Source organism: Bacteroidetes Order II. bacterium, from assembly GCA_016788705.1.
Lineage (GTDB): Bacteria > Bacteroidota > Rhodothermia > Rhodothermales > UBA2364 > UBA2364.
On sequence record JAEUSQ010000065.1, the window covers coordinates 102,768 to 129,088 of the forward strand.

Here is a 26,321-nt window from a genome sequence, read left to right on the forward strand (position 1 = left end):
AACTTAGTTATATCTGCCCTTTTCGTGTTTTTTGTCGTACTTTTCGGTAAAAAGGGTGTCCAAAGGACTACGGATATTCTGTATGGTTCGCTGACTTACGTGGGTGTAACGCAAGGTCGTTTTGATGTCGCGATGCCCTAATAGTTCTTGGATCAGCCGCAGATCTGTACCCGACTCCAGTAAGTGGGTGGCATAACTGTGCCGTAGTGTATGAAAACTTACCGCTTTCCGAATCCCTGCCTGTTCTTTGGCGCGGCAAAAAATCGTCTGGAGGCTTCTTACTGCGTAAGGCTCTCCTGAAAACTGTCCTTCAAAAAGCCATTTTTCGGGTTTGTAGCTCAGAAAGTACTGCCGTAGCAACCCTAATAGGGATTTACTCAATGGAACCATTCGGTCTTTACGACCTTTACTACAGACAATATGTATCAGCATTCGTTCTGAGTCTATATCGGATACGCGCAGGTTACACACTTCGCTCACCCGTAGGCCTGCACTATAGGCGATATAGACCATGCACTGGTGCTTGAGGTTGCTAATCTGCCCAAACAATCGGCGTAGTTCTCCTGCCGATAATACGGAAGGGAGTTTTTCTTCTTTGCGTGGACGTTTAAGGTCATACACCACCCGATGTTGCCCCAACACCTTCTCGTAGTAAAACTTAATGGCATTGATGTGTTGGTTCAAGGTGGATAACGCAATATCACCCTTTGATAAATTGTTGCAGTAGCGCTGAACCTCACTTTTGGAAATGGTTTCCACGGTATTCACCCCAAAATGTTCGGCGAATATCCGAAAACAATGGGTATAACCTTTAATGGTGGCCCAACTGTACCGCATACCGATCATCAGGTCTGTATAAGCGTACAACAGGTTTTTCAAAGAGGCTTCCGTATCTTTCAGTAAGTGTTTTTGCCTGCTACGCCAATCCTGTCGTTTTAGGGGCTGGTTCAGTCTTTGTCCATTTAATACGAGGGTAATATTTAATACCTCAAGACGGCTTGCCAGTTCACGAACCAACACTTCGTCATTGGGTATCATCCAACAACCTGCATTTTTTGAAAATCGCCGGCCAGCAACTTGCTTTACCACCGCTAAGGTGTCTGCCTTCCAAGGAAATCGCAATTGCAACCATTGTCCGTCGGTTTTGCACTCGCACAAATCGGTGAGGGCATTTCCGTTTGGAATAGGCTGGGTTTCTTCAGCCAATAAAGAGCGGATGGCATCAGGAATACAATTCCCGAACCGCGCTTCCAGTTGCTCGGCATTTCTTTTGCAGGCTTTCATCACCCAGCAACGCTGTTCTTTGTGCCAAAACGACTGGGCTAATGTCTTCAAAAACGTTACATCATCGGCATTATAAGGCAATGCTACCGCCAATTTGCCGCCAATCCATGAAACCTGTACACGCCCTTCCATAAGTTGGAGCGTTATGTCAACCTTGTGCCTCGGCCTCCCTTGAGCAGCAGTTGAATGAGGATAGATGTCCGCTTTGTCGAACGATATGGGGGGCAGTCCGGTGCGGAAAGATGGTTTCAGGGATTCCGGCCATGCGATGGTATCGGCGAAACGATTTGTTAATACGCCCATGGCTTCCTCGGTAGCGGGCAGGTGCCAACACTTGCGGCTTCGGCTCCAGCGCACACCTGATAACGGACGTACCTGCGCCACCAACTGCGCTTCGTAAGGAAAGAGCAATGCGATACGTGCCTCTCCTTTATGTACGATTTGTTCCGTTTGTATTTGTGCTGTCATGAGCCGTCGGAAGTCTAAGTAGATTTACCCATTGCAATATAAGGTTTTCTAAAGTGAGGGGCAACTTTTAAAGGACGCATTTTTTCAGAAAGTTATTCAAAAGTGCAACATAAGCGCTGGGTTGATAATAAGGGGAAAGAAATAAGTTATTTGGCTGGGGTAATGGTTTGTGGAAGCTGTATTCGGTGCAGGTTTGTTTGTCGTCGGAGGATGAGGGGCTTGTCAATAAGGAACGAGTCCGTCTTATTGTCTGCTCTTCGACGTGTTACTTTTCATATCATATCCTAAAGCCGCGATTTTTTATTCCCAAAAATGGACTTTGTGCTACTTGTCGCAACCTTAATAAATATCACATTTTAACCATAAAGCCTTCGTATAAAAAAGTATTTCGTTGTTATGTTTTCATGCCTGTTGTGGCGATTCCGGCTACGATGTAACGCTGGAAAATCAGGAACAGTATGGCTACAGGAAACATGGCCAAGACTGCTCCGGTCATAATCAGGTGACGGGTATCCACATAAGGCGATCGGAAGTATTCCAGCCCCAGCGTCACGGTACGATAATCGGGGTCGTCCAAATAGATCAGCGGCCCCATCACATCTTGCCAAGCGCCAACGAACGTAAACAGCCCCACCACAATCAAAACCGGAATGGAATTGGGTAGAATGACATAAAAAAACGTTCTAAAAGGGCCACAGCCGTCAATCGCCGCCGAGTCGTCTAATTCTTTGGGCAATGTGAGCATATATTGGCGCAACAAAAACACATTAAAAGCCCCCGCCGTAAATTGCGGAACCACCAAAGGCAAGAAAGAATTGACCCATCCGATGGTTTTAAAAATCGCAAACATGGGAATCATGGTCACCTGTGCGGGAATCATCATGGTGGCCAGTAGGACAACAAACCACCCCTCTCGGCCCCGAAAGTTCAAGCGGGCAAAGCCATAGGCCACCAAACTACTGGAAAGCACCTGCCCGATCATCGAGAGGATGCTGATGATAAAACTATTCCGCATAAACAGCAGAAATCCGGTGGATTGTTCTTGTCCGATGGTGGCTTCGGGTCCTTTTAGGGTTTCCGGATAGTTTTCCCATCGTGCATGGAATTTCCGCTCCTCCTGATGGGCGCGGTTTTTGGCAATGTACACTTCGCTTGGCTTCTTATTTTCCGTAAAGAAAAGCAGTTCGTCGTATGAAGCGCCTTTAGCACGCACCATTTTGGCCAAAAGCGGTACAGCCTCTGGCTCGCCCTCTATGCGGTGCAGCGTCAGGTTATCAAAGGTGATGTTGGGCGGCCCAGCTACGGGCTGAACGACACTTTCTGGAAACCAAGAAAGGTATTGCCCGGGTTTTAGGCTGTCTAAACGTACATAATACGCACCGGGCGTAGGGTCTTGGGTGAGCAGGTCTCGGCTTTTGCGCAACCGAAACCACCACACGGAATCTGGCCCGGCCACCTCCCGAACAATCCGGCTGGTAGCGTTAAGCGTTACTGTGGTTTTATGATATTCGGAAGGATAATAAGAAGGTGGGCGCATGGAGATGCCTTCCACCGATTTTACCGAGGAAATCAGCACCCAATAAAACGGAAATAAAAATAGGCCCGAAATCCCAATAAGCGTTAGATAGAGCAGTGCGCGTTTAAATTTCTTTTCCATGTTTATGCCTCCGAATGTACGAATTTCTTTGATAATTTGAACTGTATCATCGTAATCATAAAAATGATGACAAACAGCACGACGGCCCAACTGGAGGCCTTGCCCATGCGCAAATTATTAAATGCCTCGTGATAAATATTGACCGAATAAAACTTGAGCGACTCCCCCGGCCCACCGATCGTGATGGCGTATTCCGCAAAGAAGAGTGCGGGTGTAAACACCTGAAAAGCCCCGATGGTTGTCATGACCACCATAAACAAAATCACTGGCGAGAGCATTGGGATGGTGATGGAGAAAAACCGTCGGAATGCCCCGGCTCCATCAATCTCTGCGGCCTCATAGAGCGAGCGTGGTATTTGCTTCATTCCTGCATAGTATATAATGGTGGCGCCACCCACCCAGAAGAAATTCATCAGGACAACGGTGGTAAAGGCATGGGCTTCGTCTAACCAATTAATGGGGTCGCCGCCAAAAAAGCCAATGAGGTGGTTCACCACGCCAAATTCTTTGTGGAACATATTCATCCACAAGACAGTGGCCGCCGCACCTGTAAAGAGGGATGGAAAATAAAAAATGGCCTTAAAGGCATCGCTCCCTCGGACGTCGCTGGTCAGCAAGCCAGCAGTAAAAATGCCCCCAACCAGCGAAATAGGGATGACCCAAGCCGCATAAGCAAAGGTTTTTTGCAGTCCCAAGGTAAAAAAGCGGTCCGAAAATAGGTTTGTATAGTGCTGCGCCCCCACCCATTCCGGCGGCTTAATCATGTTCCAGTCGGTAAAGGACAAATAAATAGAAGCCAGCATGGGGCCTAAAGTGAACAACAAAAACCCAATGAGCCAAGGCGATAAAGCGGCATATCCGGCAATGCTTTGCTTCCAAGTGGGTTTACTGATATAGGCTTTGGGTTCTTGGTTGCGCTTAAACCAAACCATATATCCTGCGGCAGCCGAGGCCAACAAAAGCAGGATCAGCAAAGGCAGCACCACTTTTTCGGTAAAGGTGGGGGTTCGTTTTTCTAAGGTTTTAAAAGCAGCGGCCATTTCTTGATGAAAACCAGGCAGTCCCGCCCGTACTTCTTGCTCCACCAGTCGGTTCATTTCCCGTTCAAACGCCCCATGATCGGCTTCGGTAAAGTTTTTTTTGCGCGCACGCCACTCCGCCAATTTTCGGTCGTAGAGTAGGCCTAATTTAAGTTCCATGCGTTCTTCCCATTTTATCGGGATCTGCTCGATGTCGGATAAGCGGGGACAAATGTAGGTTTGTGCGGTTTCCATATCCACCGTATAGGCTTCCAAGCCCTTCACTCCTGCCTCATTATTCAGGAAGGCTTCTTTGGCAGAAATGAGGGTTGGAAGGCCGCGCAATGTGCGTCCAATTTCCTGCTGGGTAAAGGTCGAGGCCAAAAACCGCACCAACTTCCAAGCGGCTTCCGGATTTTTGGCACCTGTATAAATGCCCACCCCATTGGCACTAAACAATTGATTGGCCTGGGTACCATGTGGGGTTGGCGTGGCAATCACCCGAACGCCAGCGGCCTTATAATCTGGTAATACCCAAGGGCCAAGCCACGCCATCGCAATGAGATTGGACTTTAGCACAGCATCTCCACCAAATTCCAGACTGGTGAGATTGGCTTTGGGTGCTTGAATACGGGAGGCAAAACGGTCTTGAAACGTATGGATGAGGCCCTTGGCTAATCTTTCGTTGCCCAAAATGGTGGGGCGTGTGGGGTTCACCTGCCGATCCACGTACAGGCCGCCCCAAATACCGTTCATGTGGTCATTAAACCACCCACCGGAACCAACACCAATTTGCTTGACCTGTCCTTGACCATCTCGTAGCGTCAGTTTTCGGGCAAGGGCTTGGTATTCGTCATAAGTCATGGCTTTGTCTGGTTTGGGCCAGAGTTCCCTTGGTATGCCACGGGCTTCTAATTTATCTACCGAAATAAGTAAAGCCCCCACAGCCAATTCAATCGGAAAACTATATAGTTTGCCATCCCAACGAAAAGCATCCAAAGCACCTTTATAATATGCCCCTTGGTCTAAGCCATCCCGTGCCATAAATGGGTCTAATGGCTGAAAAACCCCGTGCGAAATCCAGACGCCCGCTCCCGAACCGAACATGGAGATCACATCTGGTGCAATTCCCGCCGCCACTTGCGTTTGGAGTTTAGACCAATACTGCCCCCAGGGATAGATCGAAACATCTACGGCAATGTCGGGATGTTCTTGGACAAAGCGCTCGGTAACTTTTTTAAACAGTCGAACAGTACTTTCACCTCCCCAGAAAGCCCAGCGCACTACCGTTTTTTTGCCCTTATAGGCTTTATTTTCAACAATTTCGCCTGCACGAATTCGTATTGGCAATAAAAGTAGAATGAATACACCTATAGTAAAGAAAAGGGTTCGGAGTTGCATGTTAGATCGGGTCATAGCGGTTGGGTCAATGGGGGTTTGGGCCAGGTCTTGCTTTAGAAAAGAGATATTAAGATACAACGTAAACCGCGTTAACCGAACAGAAAGCGCTTTTTGCGGTAAGATTTTTCGCGATGACCTCCGCCTTAAAGAGCCACCAAGTGGAAAAACCGTTGCAGTCCTGATAAACGGTATGCCAAAATTAAGTAAACACGGATGTTATGACGATGCTTGCTAAATGGTTGCCTTCAAATGATGATGACCATGTCGCTTGAAACCATAGACGAAAAGTGTATCTTTAGCTCTCCTTCAAACCTTGCTTACTATGCGTACCCTGTTTATCCTTTTGATCATTTTTTCAGGCTGCCTCGTTACCCACAGCCAACCCAGCCCCTTACACGATTTGCGGTTTGCGCGTCTTGCCCAAACTTGGGACGAGGGCTTACCATTGGGAAATGGCCAAGTGGGGGCATTGGTTTGGCAGCAACAAAACAACCTGCGGATGTCTTTGGACCGCTCAGACTTATGGGATCTACGCCCAACGCCGGGTTTATCCGACCGAAACTGGCAGTGGGTAATCGCACAATGGAAGCAAGGAAATTATAAGGCAGTACAGCAGTGGGGCGATGAGCCGTATGAGGCATTTCCAGCCCCGACCAAACTGCCTGGTGCTGGTCTTCACTTCGAAACGGCCTCGTTTGGAGCGGTTGAATCGGTACACCTCCGCCTCGAAGAGGGGTTGGCATCGGTAAAGTGGCAAAATGGCACCCGTTTTTCCACCTTTGTTCATGCCGAAAAAGCCATCGGCTGGTTCCGGTTCGAGGGACTTCCCACCAATCATTTCATGCCCATGCTTTCGCCCCCCACCTACCAGCGAGACACAAACCGTTCCAGCAGTAACTCCGTGGAGGGATCTGGCTTAGAGACCCTAAAATATCCCCAAGGAGGTGTAACGCGGACATCCCAAAGCCAGTTATATGTACAAAAAGGCTGGGGTGGATTTTCGTACCACGTTTCTGTTCGATGGCAACAAACGGGCCGTGTACTCGTGGGCGTTTGGAGCATATCTGCCCATTATCCCGACCAAGCCGCCACCACATCTGCGGAAAACCGCACCCAGACGGCCCTCCGGCAAGGTTGGCATCGGGCGTTGGCCACGCATCGGCTTTGGTGGAAGGATTTTTGGAGCCGCTCCCGTATTCGCTTGCCCGACGAAACAATTGAGCGACAATATTACCGCGACCTGTATAAATTTGGATCTGTGGCTCGTGCCGATACCCCGCCCATCTCTTTACAATCCGTCTGGACGGCCGACAATGGAAAACTCCCACCTTGGAAAGGAGATTTCCACCATGACCTCAACACCCAGCTAAGTTATTGGCCCGGTTATACCGCTAACAGAACCGACCTCACCGCAGGCTTTACACACTGGCTTTGGAACCATCGGGGAACGTTTCAAAAATGGACAAAGGCTTATTTTGGCACCGATGGCCTCAATGTCCCGGGCGTTACCACTTTACGCGGGGAACCTATGGGAGGCTGGATTCAATACAGTCTTTCCCCAACAATGGGCGCTTGGACGGCTCATCATTTCTATCTGCAATGGCGCTATACGATGGACAAAACCTTTTTAAAGACACAGGCTTATCCGTTTGTTAAGGCTGTGGCAAAACACCTGTCGCAAATCGCTGTACAAAAAAACGGAAACCGCCAATTGCCCCTCAGTTCAAGTCCAGAAATCCACGACAATGCACCAGAAGCATGGTTTGAGGAAACCACCAATTTTGATCTTGCCCTGATCCGTTGGACTTTCTCGGCGGCCATCCAAATGGCAGAAGCCTTAAACTTATCCGAAGAAAAGGCGCAATGGGTGGCCGAGATAAAACAGTGGCCCGATCTACACACCTCCGAAACAGATGGCTTGATGGTGGCTCCGGGGCATCGTTTAGCAGGTTCACACCGTCATTTTAGCCACCTCATGGCCATTCATCCGCTTGGGATGTATCAGTGGCGGTCGGAAAAAGACCGCATGGTTATCGCGTCTTCTCTTCACAATCTGGAGAAAAATGGTACCGATTGGTGGACAGGGTATTCCTTTGCGTGGCAGGCAAGCCTCTATGCACGAGCAAGAAAAGGCGATCAGGCGGCTAAAGCCCTTCGGATTTTCGCCACTTGTTTTGTACTGCCCAATAGTTTTCATGCCAATGGTACACAGTGCAAAGGACAACATTCCAAATTTGAATACCGTCCGTTTACCTTGGAAGGCAATTTTGCATCGGCTGCCGGGGTACAGGAAATGCTACTCCAAAGCCATCTAAATACCATCGAAGTTTTTCCGGCAATTCCAGCATCATGGGAAACGGTGTCGTTTCAGCAATTACGAACCGATGGCGCCTTCTTGGTTTCTGCCGCATTACAAGACGGAAAACTAACCCATCTTCGCATACAAGCGCTGGCAGGTGGAACGGTTCGGGTCTATCTCCCTACGTCCGTTTTGACCGATGCACTCCGCCATGCGGGTTTTGGAGAAAACGCCTTTATGGAGAAGGACTTCAAACTCGGCGAAGTGTACGAATGGAAGGTGTCTGAATGATCTCTTCAGCTCCCTAACATAAAGATACGCCTTGGCGTTACAAAACTTTAATGGGCGTACAACCCCCCAACTGTTTTAAGAGCGCCAAATAAATCCTCTTCGAGTGGCCCAGCGTACCAAATAGGCCAATAATATCGTAAGCAACAACGCACGCGCCATCGCCAATACGGGTGTTGACGTAAAGGCGACCACCCATTTATAAACCCCCACAAGGTGCAAAACTGGCAACATCACATTTCCCATTAGCACATATGCCAACATAGGATTTTCACCGTTTTCGGAGAGTAAGCCGAGCACGCCACCTTTTTTTCCTTCAACATCCATCCAAATAAACAATGCACCCAAAACAAGCATGGCCAGCCCTGTGGTTACCCAGAAGTAAGCATAGGTTGGCTCGTCTTTTTTAATCCCTCCCTCAAACGGTTCAACAAGCAGGCCGAGAATCAGCCAGAAACTCCCCCAACGTACTAACTTTTGTAGAAAATCTTCGTCCAGAGAAGTGGGCCTGCGTGTCATCCACCACAACATGCCAACAAAACCAAGAGAAAACAGCAAGGTAAAACCGGATTGTCGTGCCTGTAACCCAACACAGACCACAACCGGAACCAGCGCCAAGAGCCAAGGCAACCACATAATGGGCTTCCTAATACCTACCGACGCTTCCGGATTACCCCGCCTTTCCAACACTTCTATCAACCAGTCTCCCACCATGGTGCCGGGCAAGACAATCAACAAATACCGCAAGTATTCCCACTCGAATAACCAATTTACCGGATTGGATGCCCAAATCATGGTTGCCCATGTAGCTTCTGACGTGAGCGCGGACAAACGCAGGGCTACCAATCCTGCCATCAAAGCCAGCCGATAAAGCGGTTGCGTGCGCGTACACCACCAAATTAACCCACCCCAAAACGCCATATGCGCCAAAAACAACAAAATGATGTCTTTGCGCTGCACCGAGAACCCGGTGCCATTGGCATACGTCAGGCCAGCCAAGAACGTTAGAAGACCCGCCCAGCCCAGCACCCGAAAAAACCGTCGTTCGGAAAGAGACCACGACGCGGGCAGTCGGACAAACACCCCTGACAACAATAAAAAACCCACAAAGGCTGTCATCCAAGTGACGGCGTTCGGTGACGGCTGGAGGGCATAGGGGCGGACATGTTGAAGGGCAAAGGCAAAGAACGCCAACAACGCAAACCGCTGAAACAGTCGTTTTGTGGCAACACCTACGGGGGCCACTCGGCGAAGGACGATAGGCAAAGCGGCTCCCAAGGCAAACAGGAAAAAGGGGAAAACCAGGTCCACCCACGTAAGTCCCGAAATCGCAGGATTAAACCGATGTTCCGGCGGGGGTAATTGTGCATGATACATCCAATTTGGTAAAACCCCAAAGGGAAGAATTCCAGAAAGCACCATGGCCAGAATCGCCCAGCCCCGAAGGGCATCCAAGGCAGCAAAACGTTGTTTTGTTGATACTTCTTTCATGTTTTCAATGGGCATATTGAAGTATGTTAAGGAAGTTAAGTTAACCACGAAAAGCCTCTAACCCACCATGATTCAAATTACTGGAACTTTTTTAGACGAGATCACCCACGACATCCCCTCCCAAAACTGGGGGCACCGCGAATGGGCCAAGGATTTTGACGCCATGAAGGCCGTTGGGATAGATACGGTCATCCTCATCCGTGCCGGATATGACCACCACTGCACCTTCGACTCTGCGGTATTGCAGCAAAAACGGCTTATGCTCCCCACTTATACCGACTTGGTGGACATTTTCCTGACAGAGGCGGAACGTTGTAACATGAAGTTCTATTTTGGTACCTATGATTCTGGTAAATATTGGATCAATGGCGATTATCAGGCCGAGGCCGATCTTAACAAGGCGTTTTGCGACGAGGTAATGAAGCGATATGGACACCGAAAAGCCTTTAATGGCTGGTATATTTGCCACGAGATTAACACCTTTAACGATGGTATGATGCGGGTTTATGAAGACCTCTCGACACACCTGCGTGGCCTTAAATCTCAACCAATCCTCATTTCGCCGTATATAAAAGGGGCTTTGCAATTCGGCGCAGAAGCCATTTCCTTAGACCGTCATATCCGAGAATGGGAACAGGTTTTTGCAAGAATCGAAGGGATCGTGGATGTGGTGGCCTTTCAGGATGGACAGGTTCCGTTTCATGAACTGAAGGACTATCTACAAGCAAATGCAGCATTGGCGAAGCGTCATCACATCACTTCGTGGAGCAATGTGGAGTCTTTTGAACGGGGCTTCCCAATCAAATTTCCCCCATTAGACTACCGCCGTCTGCGCTATAAAATGGAACAGGCCCATGCCGCTGGTGTGGAAAAACTCATCACCTTTGAGTTTTCGCACTTTATGAGCCCAAACAGCATTTACCCGGCGGCCCACCACCTATACAGCCGTTACCAAGAATGGTTAGCAACACAACAAAATGGTCTTTATAGTTTATAGGCAAGGAAAGGGTAATTTTGAAGGATAATGATCGCTAAAAGATAAAATCGCTAAACGACGATTAACATTAATGGTCATTTAGCACCTGATACAGCCTGTACCAGCATGGCCGGAAAGTTGCTGTCTTTTTATTTTTCCACATAGTTAAGATCTTTAGAAAACGTTTCCTCTACCTGCAAGGTGGCAATGACCGAAATAATCAACACCCCATACCCCACAACAACCGCCGCTTGAACCAAACTTCCATTCAAGACCGGAACCAGCCAGAGGAACATACCGGTCATTGGAATTGTGAGGCCCCGTACAAAATTGGGAACTGTATTTGTAACCGTAGAACGGATATTGGTGCCGAATTGTTCAGCGGCCATCGAGATAAACACCGCCCAGAATCCACATGTTATACCTAATAAAAACAGTACTATATAAAAAAGGAATGGGCTTAAGCCGGATGTTGCGAAGAGCAAGGCATAAAGCGGAAAGGAAAGAATATGAAAACCCAAAAGCACTTTTTTACGACTTTTAAAATATTGGCTCAATCCCCCACTCACCAAGTCTCCAACGGCAATACCGAGATAAAACACAATTACCGCATCATTCACCGTAATGGGCCCCGTCGCCCCAAGGGCCTCTCCAAAACGATGTGCCTGTGGCACCACAATTCCACCCAAAAACCAGACGGGTAGGCCAATTAGAACCACCCAAACGTACCGCATCAATCGTTTACGCGCTCGCAAAAACAACCATAGACTTCCTTTTTTGATGTCTGGGTTGTATAAGAGCCGCTCAAACATCTCCGACTCCAAGGTGCCTGCCCGCAAGAAAAGCAAAGCCAAGCCCAATAAACCGCCCAAAAGATACGCCGTCTGCCAATGCAGCATTTTCCCAACCAATGCCGCACACACCGCCCCCATCACCCCAACAGTCGTGATAATCATTGTTCCAATACCCCGTTTTTCACGTTCCATGGTCTCAACCACCAATGTGACGCCTGCACCGAGTTCTCCGGCCAAACCAACCCCCGCCAAAAAACGCAATGGGGCATACCAAGACACATCGGTAATGAAAGCATTAACAAGATTCGCAAGCGAGTACATAAGGATAGACCCAAACAAAACCGAAAGACGCCCTTTTTTGTCTCCCCAAATGCCCCACATCAAGCCGCCCACCAACATCCCGCCCAGTTGCCAGTTGAGCAACGAGACCTCGTAGCCCAGCATCTGTTCTGGCAACACACGAAGGTCACGTAAACTATCCGTTTTTACTATATTAAATAGAACAATATCAAACACATCTACAAAATACCCAAGGGCGGCTACTAGGGTAATCCGACGCGCCACTTTTTGTTGTTCGATCTGAAAAGACATATCAATTGTGCCAAAATGAAAAAGGGTCACCACACGGGCAACCCTCAAAGTACGGTCAAAATACGATGTTTACTCTTCTACATAGTCTAAGTCTTTTGAGAAAGTTTCCTGAATAGACAACGTGGAAAAAACCGCAATGGCAATGGTAATAGCACCGACAATCAATGCAGAGTGAATAAAGTACTCATCTGGCACTTTCGGATTTGGAATAAGCGCCAGAAAGGCCGCCGACATGGCCACCAGCCCTCCCCGAACAAAGTTGGGGACGGTATTCGTAACGGTGGAACGTAGGTTCGTCCCAAATTGCTCGGAAGCATTCTGTACAAAAATGGCCCAATATCCAGCAGAAAAACCCAACAGAAAACACAACCCATAATAGACCGCTGGACTCAGCCCGCGCAAGAACAAGAAGGCCAGCACCACAATCGCCATCAGCACCAGAAAGAACAAGATGGCTTTTTTCCGACTTCGTAGTTTTTGGCTCAACAAGCCGGAAGAAAAATCTCCGATAGAAAGTCCCAGATAACAAAATGCAACGGCTGTCGGAACCAAAATATCTCCGGTTACTCCTGTAACCACTGCAAAGCGATTAGAGAAAGACACCAAAATGCCAATCACATACCAAATGGGCATTCCCAACAAAATGCAGAACATGTATTTTCGGAAGCGGGCATCATTCACCATTTGAATCACAATACCAACGCCAAAAATGCCAAAAATTACGCGATACAAGGTGCTGTAGGCGGGCATCAAAAAACTGAGCACAAACGCCAGCAGTGAGACGGGTAACAAGAACTCCCAGACCCGCCGGATGGTTCGATCTTTGGTAATCAGGTGGAAAAAATCTCCCCGATGGGCCGCATCAGATTTTTTAATGCCTTCAAACATGCCCGATTCCAACGCTCCAGCGCGTAACAAAAGTAACGCCAACCCCATCAGTCCACCTACGATAAACGCATTTTGCCAACCGAGGGCTTCATGTACCAAGACGGCGACTACGGCCCCCAAAACCCCAAAAGACACAATAATCATCGTGCCAATTCCCCTTTTTTCTTTTTCCATAGTCTCGGAAACCAAGGTGACGCCGGCGCCCAATTCTCCAGCCAAACCAAAACCCGCAATGAAGCGCCAAAGGGCATAATCCCAAAATCCCACCACAAAGGCATTCGCTAAGTTTGCAATGGAATACGTAAGGATAGAACCAAAAAGGACGGTAACGCGCCCCTTTTTATCGCCCAAAATACCCCACATAATGCCCCCCAATAACATGCCAAACATCTGAAAGTTTAACAATGCGGCCTCGTTTTCGATTCCGGCAAGTCCCAAATCTTTCAGGCTGTCGCCCTTAATCACATTAAACAACAAAAGATCATACACGTCCACAAAATAGCCAAGGGCCGCCACAAGCGCGAGCCGACTTACGTTTTTACTGGAAAAAATTGACATTGCTCTAAAGGGGTTGGGTGAAGGTTAAAAAGGTACTTTCCAAAAGATTGAAAGACACAAAATATAACCATTCATCGGTCATTCACAAACCTTTTTTTAACCTCATTAACCATTTAAGGCGACGTCGGCCAAAATCGCACTGGGAACTTGCTCAATATTGCGATGGCCCCTTTTTGGTAAAAAACGAGCAGGAATTGCTCCATGTGCGTCACCGGACCTGCCCGTCACCCCGGACCATCCATTTTTCGGTCACCAATTTTTCCAATGCAAAGGGCCCACGTGCATGAAGTTTTTGGGTAGAGATACCAATTTCTGCACCAAGCCCGAACACCCCGCCATCCGAAAAGCGGGTAGATGCATTCACAAACACGGCAGCGGCATCTACTTCGTTCAGGAAGCGGGTAGCAGCCTCTCGATTTTCCGTAACGATGGCTTCCGAGTGCTTAGAGGAGTATTCCGCTATGTGTGTCATGGCCTCTTCCAAATCCGAAACCAATTTTACAGAGCATTGATAGCTGAGGTACTCCCGACCAAAATCATCCTCGCTGGCATGTGCTAAAAAGGGATAACCTGTTTGATCCAAAAGACGAAAAGCCCCTTCATCTGCAAATAGGTGTACTTCATATGCCGCCATACCAGGCAAGATCATTGGTAAAAAGCGATCGGCAATGGATTTATCCACCAGAATGGTATCTAACGAATTGCAAACAGAAGGACGTGTCACCTTGGCATTGACCACAATGGCTGCCGCTTTTTCCAAGTTTGCGGTGGATTCTACGTATGTATGGCAAACGCCAGCCCCAGTTTCGATACTGGGAACGCGGGCATGATCCCGAACATAATCAATAAGTTGTTTGGAACCACGCGGAATGAGCATATCCACATAGGCGGTGGCAGTAAGTAATTCCTGAACCAAGGCACGATCCGTCGGCAGCAACGTCACCAGTTCTGTAGGAAGGCGATGTGCCCTTAACGCTTCATGTATTAAACCTACCAATACGGAGTTGGAAGACCATGCATCAGTCCCTCCACGGAGTACAACGGCATTTCCCGAACGCAAACAAAGAGCGGCTACATCAATGGTAACATTGGGCCGGGATTCATAAATCACCCCAATAACGCCTAATGGAACCGCCTTTTTTTGGATATGCAACCCATTTTCCATGACCCGATCAGAAAGGACCACACCCGTAGGATCTGGTAAACACGCCACATCCAAACAAGCATTCGCCAAGTCTTTAATTCGGGTTTCATTCAACATCAATCGGTCTTTTTTGGGGTCTGCATCATCCATCCGCGCTAGGTCTAAGGCATTGGCTGCCAAGATTTGCGGTATCCCCGCCAATAATGTATTGGATAGGGTTTGCAAGAAAGACTGTCGCTCTTCATCACTCGTACGTTGTATGGCAATTGAGGCCTTTTTGGTGGCCGCCAATAAGTGTTTTATTGAGGTAGGCATTTCTATATTTAAATTTATTTTTATATGCTTTAGATGATATACCCATGCTTGACTTATCCATCCTTAAAAAGGATTACGATTACAGCAATACAATCTCATCGGCATGGGCCACTTCAAGATTTTTCGTTCTCACCAATTCGTCCGAGGAAACCTTCACCCGCCCTACCGCAAAAGGCGTTTTTCCGGTATGTCCCATCATTTCAATGACCTCTCCCCGGTTAAAAGGTTGTACAACCTTCTCAATTCCAACAGCGAGGAGGCTTTTACGTTCCATCAATGCTTTTTGCGCGCCTTTATCCACCTTAATGCGCCCTCCTAACAAACACCCACTGGCTAACCATTTTCTACGCGCATTGGTGGTGGTATCTCGTGCCGGACAAACAGTCCCCACCTTTTGTTGTTCGGCCTGCATCAAACTATTTTCTTGGTTTGCCTGAAAAATAATAGTCCTAACTCCCAACCCTGTAGCCAAACGGGCAAAGGTCAGTTTTGAAATCATGCCACCCAAACCACCCGAAGAGGTTTCGGTATGGGCCAACCCTAAAATTTCGTCCGTAAACACACATATTTCCCGAACCACCTGCCCATTGGCATCTAATACCCCTGGCACCGAAGTCCCAATGAGCAACAATTCCGCGCCAAAACCGACGGCAATAAGGGTTGCCAATTCGTCGTTATCGGAAAATTTTAGTTCATAATCACTTACCACATCGTTTTCGTTTGCGATGGGAATAATGCCATTGGCCCACAATTCCTCATAGGTTTGCTTCAGTTGGAGAAACTGTTTACGGTCAGAGAAATGGCGGCGCTCACAAAGACTTTGGGCAATTGGAATATCGTATGGCCGGAATGCCTCAAAATACATCGAAATCAATAACGGATTACCAACTGCTGCTGCTGCTTTCCGTTCCGGCATCTGACCCGAATAGTGACGTAGGTATTTCTTGCCAGCTCCCACAGCACCGGAAGAAACCATCACAATATGATAACGCTTCTGCAAGAATGCCAGCTGGCGTGCAAAATCACGAATGAGCGCTTCGTTTATTCGCCCATCGGAATGGGTCAAAGAAGACGTCCCAACCTTAAAAACAAGAATAGGTTTGTTCATCAATTTGGGTGATTGGTACCCACGTTAAAATAACAGAATACACCCTTACGCCCTATGAAGCCTTGAAAAGCCCGCAAAAAATAAGCGAATCATGTCCTACCTTATCTGTTTCATTTTGATCTTAATCAAGGTCATTGGATTTTTCTACCGGACAGCCCCAATAGACCACTACAATACGCCTACGAGGGTCGTCATCTTTTAGGACACTTCCGGCAGGAAGGCGATGAGCGCCCGGTGGGTCCAACTCTCCTTTACCGATTGCCTTAATCACCACTTCACTTCCGTAAGGAATTGTCTTCATCAAATTTCCAATTCCTTCCGCTCGCCAGTGGGAGAGTTGACGGTTCAACTCGGATCTGGTTGGAGCCTCTACCTTAAGTTCGGATTTTAGTTCTTCGTAGAGACCACTGCCCTCTCGGATACCCGTACGATCCGCATACCCATTCACCTCAACCTTCCCAACACATGGGAAATATGGATATTCTGTTTTGAAACGCTTTATGCCTTGTAAAGTTGGTTTCAGGGCTTCTTGAAGGACTTGTTTTTTATCCTCCGGTACTTCATATTTACCGGGTGGATAATAGGCCGCAGTCTCAAAAGGTCGCATTTTTGATTCATCGCGAAGGAGACCTGTCATGGCCCTAATCAGGTCTTGGTATCGCTGATGCTTCGCCATATACTCTACGACCATTTCCTGGGCAGATTTATTAAGGAAAGGTGCCCTGAGTGGTGCGTTTTTTTGGGCTAAATAAATAATTTCCCGCTTCCACCGTTCAGATTGTACACTCATTGCCTCTAATGCTTGCCGAAAACTTGCACAGGTCTCTTCATCCGTTTCGGCTGCAATACACGATTCAGACGTTTCGGCATTCAAAGCAGCAATTTGCTCTTGCTGGTGAGAAATCTGCTGGGTAAGATTCCGGATGTGTTCGTTGATCCGACTGAAAGAACAGCCATTAAACAGGGTGAAAGCCCCTATAAATAGTAGGGTTCTATATAAACGATTCTTCATTTTTTATTGGTTTTCAGGGTAAGGTTCTTGCAAGATGAAAGTAGGAGTCGGTATGGGTCTAACGTTTTTGGAAGCGGTCACAGGCTTCTCATCAATTTGCATAGACGTTTTGGCCCTTTTGTGCTCTTTTTTGGTTTTTAGAATACTTGCCTGAATACCTCGGTTGGTGTCCAACCCGGATTCTTTGAAGGACTTCGACTCAACACGAGGACGATTGTACATTTGTTGGGGAGAAGAAAGGGCACTAGGGGTTATAGGATATACTTTTCGAGATTCTGGACTTCCATTGGCATGGACTTGAGGTTTATATTCTTGGCCTTTTTCTTGCGGTGTGGGCTTAAAATAGCTTTCTGATGCGTGTTCAAGCGATAGGATACCCCAAAAACAACTCATTACAAGCATTAGACAAAAAGCCATCAGGTAGCCAACCCTATTATTGCGGTGTAGCGTTTTTTGGTATAACCCCAAAAGTAGGAGCAATATCAGAAAGGCGGAGAACGATAAAATACCGTACATGGCGCCACGGACACCCCAAAAAGCGCTTCCTATGCCTAAGACCAAAGAGACAAGGACCACCAGCATCAACAGATACCGAGACCGTACAAAGAAGTTCATCTATTAGGTAGTTATGGTTTCCCAAAAGAGAAGCCCTAATTACCTTAAAGTTTAATCATTGTGGAAAACTTTATGCTTTTCGAACGTGATTTCTACAAACCAAACAAAATGACGCCTATAATGCTCAAAAGGGCGTTTGGGTGCAACCACAAAGTGGATTTTTTATAGGTCTATCCGCAAAACATCTAAAAGACCGTAACCAACCGATTTAGCACGGAAAAAGTAACGGGCGTCACACCCACATATTCCCCATCCATATCAATTGGCAAGGGCCTGCCATTTGAAGTGGCAACGGTGACCGAAGCGGACGACGCATACGAAACTTCTGGATGGACAAGCACTTCGCAACGCTTCAATTTGGGCAATTGGCGTATATAATCTGTAAGCGAGATATTTTTCAACATCACCACTTCCATCAGGCCGTCATCCAATCGGGCATTTGGAGCAATACCTAGACCGTTTCCAAAAAACTTTCCATTGGCCACCACCAAACTCATCATTGGAGACACCATGGTTTCTTCACTGGTTTCAACGGCAAGCATTTCAGGGGAATAGCCCCAAAGCGCCGAAATAATGGCCCGTTGATAAGTAAACGCTGGACCAAACCATGATTTATACCGACTTAGCTTTGCTGCAATGACCCCGCCAATGCCCACATCTGCAATATTGATGAAATATCGTTTCTCAGGCACCTGAAGAACAGACGTGAAGGCTGCCACACCAATATCAATGGAATAAGATTTTGACTGCCTGATGCTTTCTTTTAGGCTTTCGAGAGTCCTGCTTCCCGCTAAAGTTTTCACGAAATCATTGCCCGACCCTGTGGGTAAAATCCCCAAACCGACTTTATTAGGCGGCTTTCCTACTGCTTCACAGCCACGAACAAGCCCATTCAGCACCTCGTTCAAGGTACCATCACCACCAACACTGACCACAACCTCGGTGCCTGACTGGACCGCCTCGGATGCCAACGAGGTGGCATGTCCTGCATATGCGGTGGCAGCAACCTGAATGGGATATGCCGAAAATACACGTTCAATTTCCGGAATAAGATTTTGGTTTTTCCGTTTTTGGGTATTCAGAATAAAAGCGATCTTAGGAATATTCATGATGATAACGAATGAAAGATTTACCAACCAATACGATATTTTTACAAATAGTACTTCCACAAACCTATCCACAAAAACAAGCCCTTTCAGTCAATACCAAAAGGGCACATTCAGTTCCGTATCCATTTCAGAAAAATCAATCAGCTTTCCCATAAGGCACGACGTTTTTCATAGGCCTCGCGGGTGATCCGCACATCCTCTACAAATCGCTCAAGTTCGTTCATCAGCATCGCTTGTGGGCCATCCACAAATGCTTCTGGTGGTTTGGGATGAAAATCCACCAAAATCATATTGGCACCTGCAATAACTCCCTGAGCAGTTACATGCAGCGTATCCAAAATCCCATCCGAAGACCGTTCACGCGACCCTACCGAGTGCGAAGGATCCACGCAGACGGGCATCCGAGTAAGGCGCTTAACGACGGGGACATGGGCAAAATCCACCATATTCCGGTGTGGGTCACCAAAATTGGCCTTCATCCCGCGCAAACAGAATATAACATTTGCATTGCCTTCACTCGCGAGATATTCTGCGGCATTCAACGACTCCGACAGGGTAATCCCAAAACCACGTTTGAGCAAAACGGGATGGGTCTTTTGGGATCCAACGGCTTTGAGTAATTCAAAGTTTTGGGTATTACGGGTACCAATTTGGAGCATCACACCCGTTGGTTGGCCTGTTTTTTCCAAGGCTTCGTTTATTTCGTCCACATGACGCTCGTGCGTGACTTCCATGGCAATCACCTTAATACCATACTTCCCTGCAAGTTCAAAAACCCACGGCAAACAGGCCGCCCCATGCCCTTGAAAGGCGTATGGATTTGTTCTTGGTTTATAAGCGCCCATACGGGTACATTGCAGCCCCAAGTCGCTCACACCCTTCATCATGGCTTCCACATTGGTTGGATTATCCACCGCACACAAGCCTGCAAAGATATGCAGGTTATCCTGATTGAACGCGACGCCATTATAGGTAAACCCTACTACGCGGTTTTCATCTTTGTGCTTGCCCAGTATCCGGTAGTCCTGAGAGACCCTAACCACCCGCTCTACACCCGGCAAAGCAGCTATTTGCTCCATGTTCAATTCACGGGTTTTGCCCAGTAAATACACTTCCGTCAACTTATCCTGCCGACCTTCGATTGTATGCAACCTGACTTCTACATTCGGAAGGCGATTTAGGTAAGCAAGCGTGGTCTGGTATGTCTCGGAGCGTTCATCAATGTTGGGGTGAAGAATTACAACCATTATTTTTAAAAGGTAAAAGGTATTTTGGTGAGTTATTTAAGCGGTCATACGATTTTTGTTCGGCAAAATAACCGTCAGACCGCATTATTTTTGCCAAACATCCGCGAAATTTTACATCTTCATTTCATCTTGTTTAAAAAGCAATAAGTTCATACCTTTGCTGGCTATTATCTGCGTGTGTATTTCATCCGTCTTGGCACCCTCTCCGAAGCTTCTGCCTCGTCTTGCTGATGGATCAACCACGTCGAACCACTATCCTCCCCAAAAAACCTTCAAGACCCATGCAACTTAGACCGGAAATGATTGATACCCGCGTAGAGCGACGTCTTCGCGAGTTAGAGCGATGGATTTATGAACAACGCATTCCCATTACAGATTGGCGGCCCTCTAATAAGTGGCCAGGGCATATCCCACAACCGGCCGCCATTGCACCTTTGGTGACGGACGTCCCGGAAGTGGATGAGTCACCCACTCATTTTGCACAATTCCCCCATGTACATGCAAAAGCATTTTGGGCTTCTACCACCGTTACCATACCAGAAAAATGGGCCGGAAAGCGGGTTTTTGCACACATGAACACCGGTAGTGATGGCTTTTTATCTGAAAGTACCGTATATCTAAATGGCCGTATTTCCGGTGGTTTAGACATCAATCGCAAAGATATCCTCTTGGCCGAACGTGCAGAAGCCGGACAAACCTTCCGCTTAGACGTGATGGTACACTCGGGCCGGATGCGAACCCCCCAATCCATTTCGGGCGAATTAGTGGTCATCAACGAAGCCATCTACCAGTTCCGCTACGACCTGCGGGCAGCATTAGGAGCGGTTCGTTCATTAGACAAAGAACACCCCACAGCAATCCGACTTTGGTACATATTGGAACAAACCCTGAACGCCATAGACTTTCATTCGGATTATAACCGGGTGAACGTTGAAACCGCTGCCCACTTGTTGAAGGAGAAGACCCAAGCCCTTTTACCAACCCACCAGCCCCCCGATTTTAACCTGTATCTTTGTGCAAACTCGCACATTGATGTGGTTTGGCTCTGGACATTGGCCGAAACCCGCCAAAAAATGGCCCGCACCTCTTCTACGGCGGTTCGGTACATGGATGAATTACCAGAATACCACTTCTCGCAAAGCCAAGCCCAGTTATATGATTTTTTATTGAACGACCACCCAGACCTATTTGCTGCAGTACAGGAAAAAGTAAAAGATGGGCAATGGGAATTTGTGGGGGCCGCTTGGGTGGAACCAGACTGCAATATCACGGGCGGCGAGTCATTGATCCGGCAATTGCTGTATGGGCAAAAATTCTGGAAACAACATTTCGGTACCACCTCTCGAACCATGTGGCTTGTGGATACGTTTGGATACGCTTCGGCCATGCCCCAAATCCTGCTAAAATCTGGCTTAGACACCTTCGTAACGCAAAAACTGACCTGGAGCGAAACCAATCCTTTCCCATATGGTCACTTTGACTGGGAAGGCATTGATGGCTCACGGATCCGCTGCGTATTTCCACAAAGCTATGTCACACGCACTTACCCCGACGAGATGATGCAGTGGTACAAACGCTACCCGTCGAAAGACATCGCACCAGACTTGCTATACCTGTATGGGTATGGAGATGGCGGCGGTGGCCCGGTACGGGAAGACGTGGAATTGGGCAAGCGGATGCAAGGGTTTCCTGCGTATCCTCGGGTCAAGTTTTCCCGTGTAGAAGACGCCTTAGAGGCCATCAAATCTCGCGCCGATGCCCTCGCCAAAGAATATGGCTACCAGATTCCGGTATGGAAAGGAGAGCTTTACCTCGAATTCCATCGTGGAACCCTCACTACCCATGCCTTGGTAAAACGACGCAACCGGAAAAACGAATTGCTCCTCCGTGAAGCCGAAATTTGGGCCGCATTAGCCGAAATCAATAATAATGCTCCATATCCGGACGAAGCCTTAGAAAATAACTGGAAAAAATTAATGCTGCTCCAGTTCCACGACATTCTTCCCGGTACCAGTATTGCCCAGGCTTATCCCGACGTACATCGCATCTATGGAGAGATCGAGACCGAAGTCCAAGCGCTTTTAGACAAAGCCATTAAACAATTAGAAACCCCCAATATCCAGCCGCCGTACCGCTTCTCGGTCTTAAACAGTTTGTCTTTTACGGTGACGGACTGGGCAGAGGCGGATGTCGCATTAAAAATGCCTTTTACCCTGCAAGATGCCCAAGGTAAATCGGTCGCTTTTCAGGTCTTGCAGGAATCTGAAGAAAGTACGAAGATCGGACTTGAAGCCACCGTTGCACCTTTTGCCGCTACGCAATATGTGGCAACCCCTGAAACGCCCAAAACCCTACCAGAAAACGATTTAACACCATTAATCGAACAAGCACTTGCAGATATTCCGCTTTCGGAGGCCGATCTTTTCCGTATGTGGCTCGGATTAACAGGAGAGGGTGCCTTATCCACAGAAGAAATTGGTCAAAAGTTAGACTTGTCCAAAGAGGAGGTGAAAGAAATCCGAGGCCATGTCATGAGCCATGTTGCCAAATCCCATAAAGTCCTGAAGGAAAAAGCACTGGAAAAATTTAGGAAAGCCCAGAAAGCCATTCCAAAGCCTATGGGTGAGAGAGGAGGACCACAAGTCACGGAAACAGGAATGGAAAACGCATTCTTCCGAATTGCCTTTAACCCTCACGGCGGAATTGATTCCCTTTTTGACAAAAGACTGCAACGGGAATGGTTAACAGGAAAAGGCAACGACTTGCAAACCTTCGAAGACCGCCCCAACAGTTGGGACGCTTGGGATGTTAACGATTGGTTTGAACAAAAACCATTGGGCTTGCTCAACTTAGAACAAGTAACGGTGATCGAAAAGGGCCCTATCCGAGCAACTGTCCGGTTTGACTATAAAACCCACAATGGAAGCACGCTCAGTCAATGTGTGGTGATCTATCAATCTATCCCCCGCATAGATTTTAGAACAATGATGGATTGGCATGAGCAACATGTTTTACTCAAAGTGGCTTTTCCGGTCGCCGTTCACAGCGCCTCGGCTTCTTATGAAATCCAGTATGGAACCATTGAACGCCCTACTTCGCGCAACACCACTTGGGAGCAATCCAAATTTGAGGTTTCAGGACACCGCTGGACGGATCTCTCGGATGCCAGCGGCGGTGTCTCTATTCTAAACGATGGCAAGTACGGGCACGACATCCATCATAATGTTATGCGGATGTCCCTCATCCGCACACCCGTTCATCCGGATCCGCAGGCTCCACATCCTCCCTTCCACTTTCTTGATGATCCCAATGTCTTCACCGATCAGGGCAAACACGAGGTAAATTATGCGTTCTATCCACACGCGGGCGATTGGCGCAACGGAACCGTTCAGGCTGGATATGCCTTCAACCAACCACTTCGGACCATCACGAATGGGCCGATTCTGGAAAACAGCCTTTCGGTATCGGATAATGCATGTTTGGTGGAAACCTTAAAAAAAGCGGAAGAGGGCGAAGGATATATCTTGCGGGTCTATGAAGCACACGGTGGTACCAGAACCGTAACGATTTCTTTACCTTTTACCATAACAGAAATCTCATGTACCAACCTAATGGAAGTACCGGAACCCATGGAGGAGGTCGAAAAGACCGCTGAAAACAGCCTAACCTTCTCCTTAAAGCCTTACGAGATTCGCACGTTCAGAATAAAATAAACACTTTGTTTCCCTAAAGCCCCTTTTTCCGAAGGGGCTTTTTTTGTCCAACAACTGCTTTTCCTCATCGTCCTGACGCTCAAAACATCAACCAATTCAATTCTATCCTTGCGAGACCTCCCGAAGCCGCCATTCTGACAAGGCCAAGGCCATTTCTACACCATCTCGCTCCCGAACAAGACGATGCCGAAAGCCCCCTTCTGATAAATGTTCCGTTTCCACCCGCACCCAGTCGCCCGCCACACTTTCTTGTTTAAAGGAAATATCTATGACTTTGGGAACATACCGTGCCAAATACGCTTCTGGTACACTTTCTGCCAACCAGCCAACGTAAACCGCATTATTGGTATGCTCCATAATATCTAAATCTCCATAACGAACCAAAAATCGTTGTATAAAATCCACGTTTTGGGGCAATATGTGTTTCGGCAGTTCCGAAATAGGCTTGGGTAAATCAGGCCAAGGGAGCGCCTCAATTTCTGGAAGGATCCTCCCCGGACGCTTGCGCACCAAATCCAGCATCACCCAACTGGAAGTTGCACACCCAATCTGGTCTCCCATCTCATCAAACAATAAGAATTCCCGAAAGGCAAAAAAACGGTCGGTACCACTCGCCCATGTCTCCACTTCCATTCTTTCACGGTTTCGGGGATAATGGTTCATTTCGATTCTGAGGCGAATCATCAACCAAGCCCGTCCTTCCGGAAGTTGGTCATAGGCAAAGCCAATTTCACGCGCATGGAGATCCGCAGTGTCTTGCATAAAATCACAAATGCTTTTAATGCTAATGCGGTGCGCCGGTGTGAGATTGAATGGACGAACAGGATAAGCCGTCCGATAAGGCTGTAAGGAGTTTCGGTTTTTCATAAACTATAGGTTCGTTCGGGTTCAAAATCCGTCTTCAAAACCCAAATTCCAAACCTCGTTTTAAAAGTTTCCTTGAAGATAAAATATACGCTTATTATCACTTGACAAAAGGCTTTTCTTGTGCTTATCTTTCATTCCGTTCAAAAAAAAGCGGATCTAGCTCAGCTGGTAGAGCGCAACCTTGCCAAGGTTGAGGTCGCGGGTTCGAGTCCCGTGATCCGCTCAAAACCCCGATTCACCTTCGGGGTTTTTTGTTTTAGTCTGGTAACAATGGCGCCCTTCGGAACCATCTTTTACCAAAACCGTTAAAGCGTCTAGTAAGCCTTCACAAATCTTTCCTTTCATTATTGCTTATTTTGGTTGTTACTTCCGGTATTCATTTATTCATCTTGGGTTAAACGTTCCGGACGTCTTCCCCATTCGCCAGAAGTTACAAACCTCCATGCGCATCCATCGTTTTTTTTCATTCCTCTTTTTTACGACAATCCTTTTTTCGCTGCCGTTGGGCGTGGCGGCCCAATCTGCAGGCGCCTTTTCTCGGATGGGTTCCGACGCACGCGGCGTCGCAATGGGTAATGCACTCGTCGCCGAGGGGTTTGGACAAACCAGCGGCTTTTATAACCCAGCCCTTGCCCCTTACATTGCAGAGCAACACCTCTTGGTGTCCTATAGCGCTTTGACATTTGACCGCAACCTGCAAAGCATTTCTTTTGCCTCGCCTATGAAGCCACAAGCTGGTATTACAGCAGGATTAATTCATGGCGGCGTTTCCAAAATTGATGGCCGTGATGCCAGCGGTTACCACACAGAAGACATTGGTACGAACGAATACTTGGTTTATGGGGCCTTTGGCACTCGAATCGGTCGTAGAACCACATTTGGGGTTCGGTTTTCTTATTTCTTGGCAGATTATTATGAGAACGTCAAACCCTCTACCACGCTTAGCCTGAGTACTGGAATAACCGTTAAGATTAGAGAAAACCTGCGATTGGGCTTCTCAACCGACGATCTTCTAGGCAAATACAATTGGGATACTGCTAAACTTTACGAAGAAAATGGACGGGAGACCACGGACCACTTACCTGTTCGGCTAAGAACTGGAGCAGCATGGCAATCTCCTAATCAAAAACTGATACTTAGCGGTGAAGTAGAATCAAGAGTGGAAAAACTCTCTAAAGAAACCCCTACTACCTCGGTTGAAGCGGGGGTTCTGAGAACGATTTCCACCACCGAAACCCTTCGGTTACAATCTACCCGCTTAAGGATAGGGGCGGAATACTGGCTTAGTTCACCAATTGCCCTATGTGCCGGATTGGAACAAATTGAAGCCGCTTATTTACCTTCGGCAGGTTTCTCTGTACGCCAAAACTTAGGTGAACTACGGTTTAAATTGGACTATGCTTTACGGATAGAGCCCTTTGCAACCGGACTTATGCACCTATTGTCTCTAAGAATGGGACTTTAAACAGAATGATTT

The 26,321-nt window shown here is 47.6% G+C and carries 17 protein-coding genes and 1 tRNA gene; 5 read left to right on the forward strand and 13 right to left on the reverse strand.

Annotated elements, in window-relative coordinates; genetic code table 11:
• Positions 1 to 3: 3 nt before the first annotated feature.
• The 3 genes from JNN12_17215 to JNN12_17225 all read right to left on the reverse strand — a co-directional run bounded on the left by JNN12_17215 (position 4) and on the right by JNN12_17225 (position 5,844).
• Positions 4 to 1,752 carry a tyrosine-type recombinase/integrase gene (locus JNN12_17215; protein MBL7980081.1) on the reverse strand — a complete coding sequence of 583 codons (1,749 nt, stop codon included), beginning with the start codon at positions 1,750 to 1,752 and terminating at the stop codon, positions 4 to 6.
• 394 nt (positions 1,753 to 2,146) lie between these two features.
• Positions 2,147 to 3,409 carry a carbohydrate ABC transporter permease gene (locus JNN12_17220; protein ID MBL7980082.1) on the reverse strand — a complete coding sequence of 421 codons (1,263 nt, stop codon included), beginning with the start codon at positions 3,407 to 3,409 and terminating at the stop codon, positions 2,147 to 2,149.
• Positions 3,410 to 3,411: 2 nt separating this feature from the next.
• The gene (locus tag JNN12_17225; protein ID MBL7980083.1) at positions 3,412 to 5,844 is read right to left on the reverse strand and encodes an extracellular solute-binding protein; all 2,433 of its coding nucleotides are present in this window, start codon (positions 5,842 to 5,844) and stop codon (positions 3,412 to 3,414) included.
• A 307-nt stretch (positions 5,845 to 6,151) separates the two neighbouring features.
• Between JNN12_17225 and JNN12_17230 the strand changes: the two genes are divergently transcribed.
• A complete protein-coding gene (locus JNN12_17230; protein ID MBL7980084.1) occupies positions 6,152 to 8,419 on the forward strand; it encodes a hypothetical protein in 2,268 nt (755 codons plus the stop codon).
• 75 nt (positions 8,420 to 8,494) lie between these two features.
• Here the strand turns inward: JNN12_17230 and JNN12_17235 are convergent, their stop codons facing one another.
• Positions 8,495 to 9,907, reverse strand: a complete 1,413-nt coding sequence (locus JNN12_17235; protein MBL7980085.1) for a DUF5009 domain-containing protein — start codon at positions 9,905 to 9,907, stop codon at positions 8,495 to 8,497.
• A 67-nt stretch (positions 9,908 to 9,974) separates the two neighbouring features.
• Here JNN12_17235 and JNN12_17240 point away from each other — a divergent pair, with 67 nt between their 5' ends.
• A complete protein-coding gene (locus tag JNN12_17240) occupies positions 9,975 to 10,904 on the forward strand; it encodes a DUF4434 domain-containing protein (GenBank protein ID MBL7980086.1) in 930 nt (309 codons plus the stop codon).
• Between the two features lie 128 nt (positions 10,905 to 11,032).
• Here the strand turns inward: JNN12_17240 and JNN12_17245 are convergent, their stop codons facing one another.
• The 8 genes from JNN12_17245 to JNN12_17280 form a co-directional block, all read right to left on the reverse strand.
• Positions 11,033 to 12,268, reverse strand: coding sequence for an MFS transporter (locus JNN12_17245; protein ID MBL7980087.1), 1,236 nt, complete (start codon positions 12,266 to 12,268; stop codon positions 11,033 to 11,035).
• Between the two features lie 69 nt (positions 12,269 to 12,337).
• Positions 12,338 to 13,714, reverse strand: coding sequence for an MFS transporter (locus JNN12_17250; protein MBL7980088.1), 1,377 nt, complete (start codon positions 13,712 to 13,714; stop codon positions 12,338 to 12,340).
• 208 nt (positions 13,715 to 13,922) lie between these two features.
• Positions 13,923 to 15,173 (reverse strand): glutamate-5-semialdehyde dehydrogenase, encoded by a 1,251-nt coding sequence (locus tag JNN12_17255; GenBank protein ID MBL7980089.1) that lies wholly within the window; start codon positions 15,171 to 15,173, stop codon positions 13,923 to 13,925.
• Between the two features lie 79 nt (positions 15,174 to 15,252).
• The gene (proB, locus tag JNN12_17260; protein ID MBL7980090.1) at positions 15,253 to 16,281 is read right to left on the reverse strand and encodes a glutamate 5-kinase; all 1,029 of its coding nucleotides are present in this window, start codon (positions 16,279 to 16,281) and stop codon (positions 15,253 to 15,255) included.
• Positions 16,282 to 16,402: 121 nt separating this feature from the next.
• Positions 16,403 to 17,293, reverse strand: a complete 891-nt coding sequence (locus JNN12_17265) for a hypothetical protein (protein ID MBL7980091.1) — start codon at positions 17,291 to 17,293, stop codon at positions 16,403 to 16,405.
• Between the two features lie 3 nt (positions 17,294 to 17,296).
• Entirely contained in the window at positions 17,297 to 17,908 is a 612-nt protein-coding gene (locus tag JNN12_17270; GenBank protein ID MBL7980092.1) for a hypothetical protein, read from the reverse strand.
• Positions 17,909 to 18,093: 185 nt separating this feature from the next.
• Positions 18,094 to 19,017, reverse strand: a complete 924-nt coding sequence (locus tag JNN12_17275) for a diacylglycerol kinase family lipid kinase (protein ID MBL7980093.1) — start codon at positions 19,015 to 19,017, stop codon at positions 18,094 to 18,096.
• 140 nt (positions 19,018 to 19,157) lie between these two features.
• A complete protein-coding gene (locus JNN12_17280) occupies positions 19,158 to 20,264 on the reverse strand; it encodes a hypothetical protein (protein ID MBL7980094.1) in 1,107 nt (368 codons plus the stop codon).
• Positions 20,265 to 20,545: 281 nt separating this feature from the next.
• Here JNN12_17280 and JNN12_17285 point away from each other — a divergent pair, with 281 nt between their 5' ends.
• Entirely contained in the window at positions 20,546 to 23,977 is a 3,432-nt protein-coding gene (locus tag JNN12_17285) for a hypothetical protein (protein MBL7980095.1), read from the forward strand.
• 102 nt (positions 23,978 to 24,079) lie between these two features.
• Here the strand turns inward: JNN12_17285 and JNN12_17290 are convergent, their stop codons facing one another.
• On the reverse strand, positions 24,080 to 24,844 hold the full coding sequence (locus JNN12_17290) for a hypothetical protein (protein MBL7980096.1): 765 nt from the start codon (positions 24,842 to 24,844) through the stop codon (positions 24,080 to 24,082).
• 150 nt (positions 24,845 to 24,994) lie between these two features.
• Between JNN12_17290 and JNN12_17295 the strand changes: the two genes are divergently transcribed.
• Positions 24,995 to 25,067: transfer RNA gene (locus JNN12_17295), tRNA-Gly, on the forward strand.
• 219 nt (positions 25,068 to 25,286) lie between these two features.
• Positions 25,287 to 26,309, forward strand: a complete 1,023-nt coding sequence (locus JNN12_17300; protein ID MBL7980097.1) for a PorV/PorQ family protein — start codon at positions 25,287 to 25,289, stop codon at positions 26,307 to 26,309.
• The last annotated feature ends 12 nt before the right edge of the window (positions 26,310 to 26,321 follow it).

Coding starts and splice junctions, on each gene's coding strand:
- JNN12_17245 (MBL7980087.1), bottom strand. CDS start 12,268: ATGTCTTTTCAGATCGAACAACAAAAAGTGGCGCGTCGGATTACCCTA.
- proB (MBL7980090.1), bottom strand. CDS start 16,281: ATGAACAAACCTATTCTTGTTTTTAAGGTTGGGACGTCTTCTTTGACC.
- JNN12_17270 (MBL7980092.1), bottom strand. CDS start 17,908: ATGAACTTCTTTGTACGGTCTCGGTATCTGTTGATGCTGGTGGTCCTT.
- JNN12_17255 (MBL7980089.1), bottom strand. CDS start 15,173: ATGCCTACCTCAATAAAACACTTATTGGCGGCCACCAAAAAGGCCTCA.
- JNN12_17280 (MBL7980094.1), bottom strand. CDS start 20,264: ATGGTTGTAATTCTTCACCCCAACATTGATGAACGCTCCGAGACATAC.
- JNN12_17230 (MBL7980084.1), top strand. CDS start 6,152: ATGCGTACCCTGTTTATCCTTTTGATCATTTTTTCAGGCTGCCTCGTT.
- JNN12_17215 (MBL7980081.1), bottom strand. CDS start 1,752: ATGACAGCACAAATACAAACGGAACAAATCGTACATAAAGGAGAGGCA.
- JNN12_17250 (MBL7980088.1), bottom strand. CDS start 13,714: ATGTCAATTTTTTCCAGTAAAAACGTAAGTCGGCTCGCGCTTGTGGCG.
- JNN12_17265 (MBL7980091.1), bottom strand. CDS start 17,293: ATGAAGAATCGTTTATATAGAACCCTACTATTTATAGGGGCTTTCACC.
- JNN12_17225 (MBL7980083.1), bottom strand. CDS start 5,844: ATGACCCGATCTAACATGCAACTCCGAACCCTTTTCTTTACTATAGGT.
- JNN12_17240 (MBL7980086.1), top strand. CDS start 9,975: ATGATTCAAATTACTGGAACTTTTTTAGACGAGATCACCCACGACATC.
- JNN12_17220 (MBL7980082.1), bottom strand. CDS start 3,409: ATGGAAAAGAAATTTAAACGCGCACTGCTCTATCTAACGCTTATTGGG.
- JNN12_17275 (MBL7980093.1), bottom strand. CDS start 19,017: ATGAATATTCCTAAGATCGCTTTTATTCTGAATACCCAAAAACGGAAA.
- JNN12_17300 (MBL7980097.1), top strand. CDS start 25,287: ATGCGCATCCATCGTTTTTTTTCATTCCTCTTTTTTACGACAATCCTT.
- JNN12_17235 (MBL7980085.1), bottom strand. CDS start 9,907: ATGAAAGAAGTATCAACAAAACAACGTTTTGCTGCCTTGGATGCCCTT.
- JNN12_17290 (MBL7980096.1), bottom strand. CDS start 24,844: ATGAAAAACCGAAACTCCTTACAGCCTTATCGGACGGCTTATCCTGTT.
- JNN12_17285 (MBL7980095.1), top strand. CDS start 20,546: ATGCAACTTAGACCGGAAATGATTGATACCCGCGTAGAGCGACGTCTT.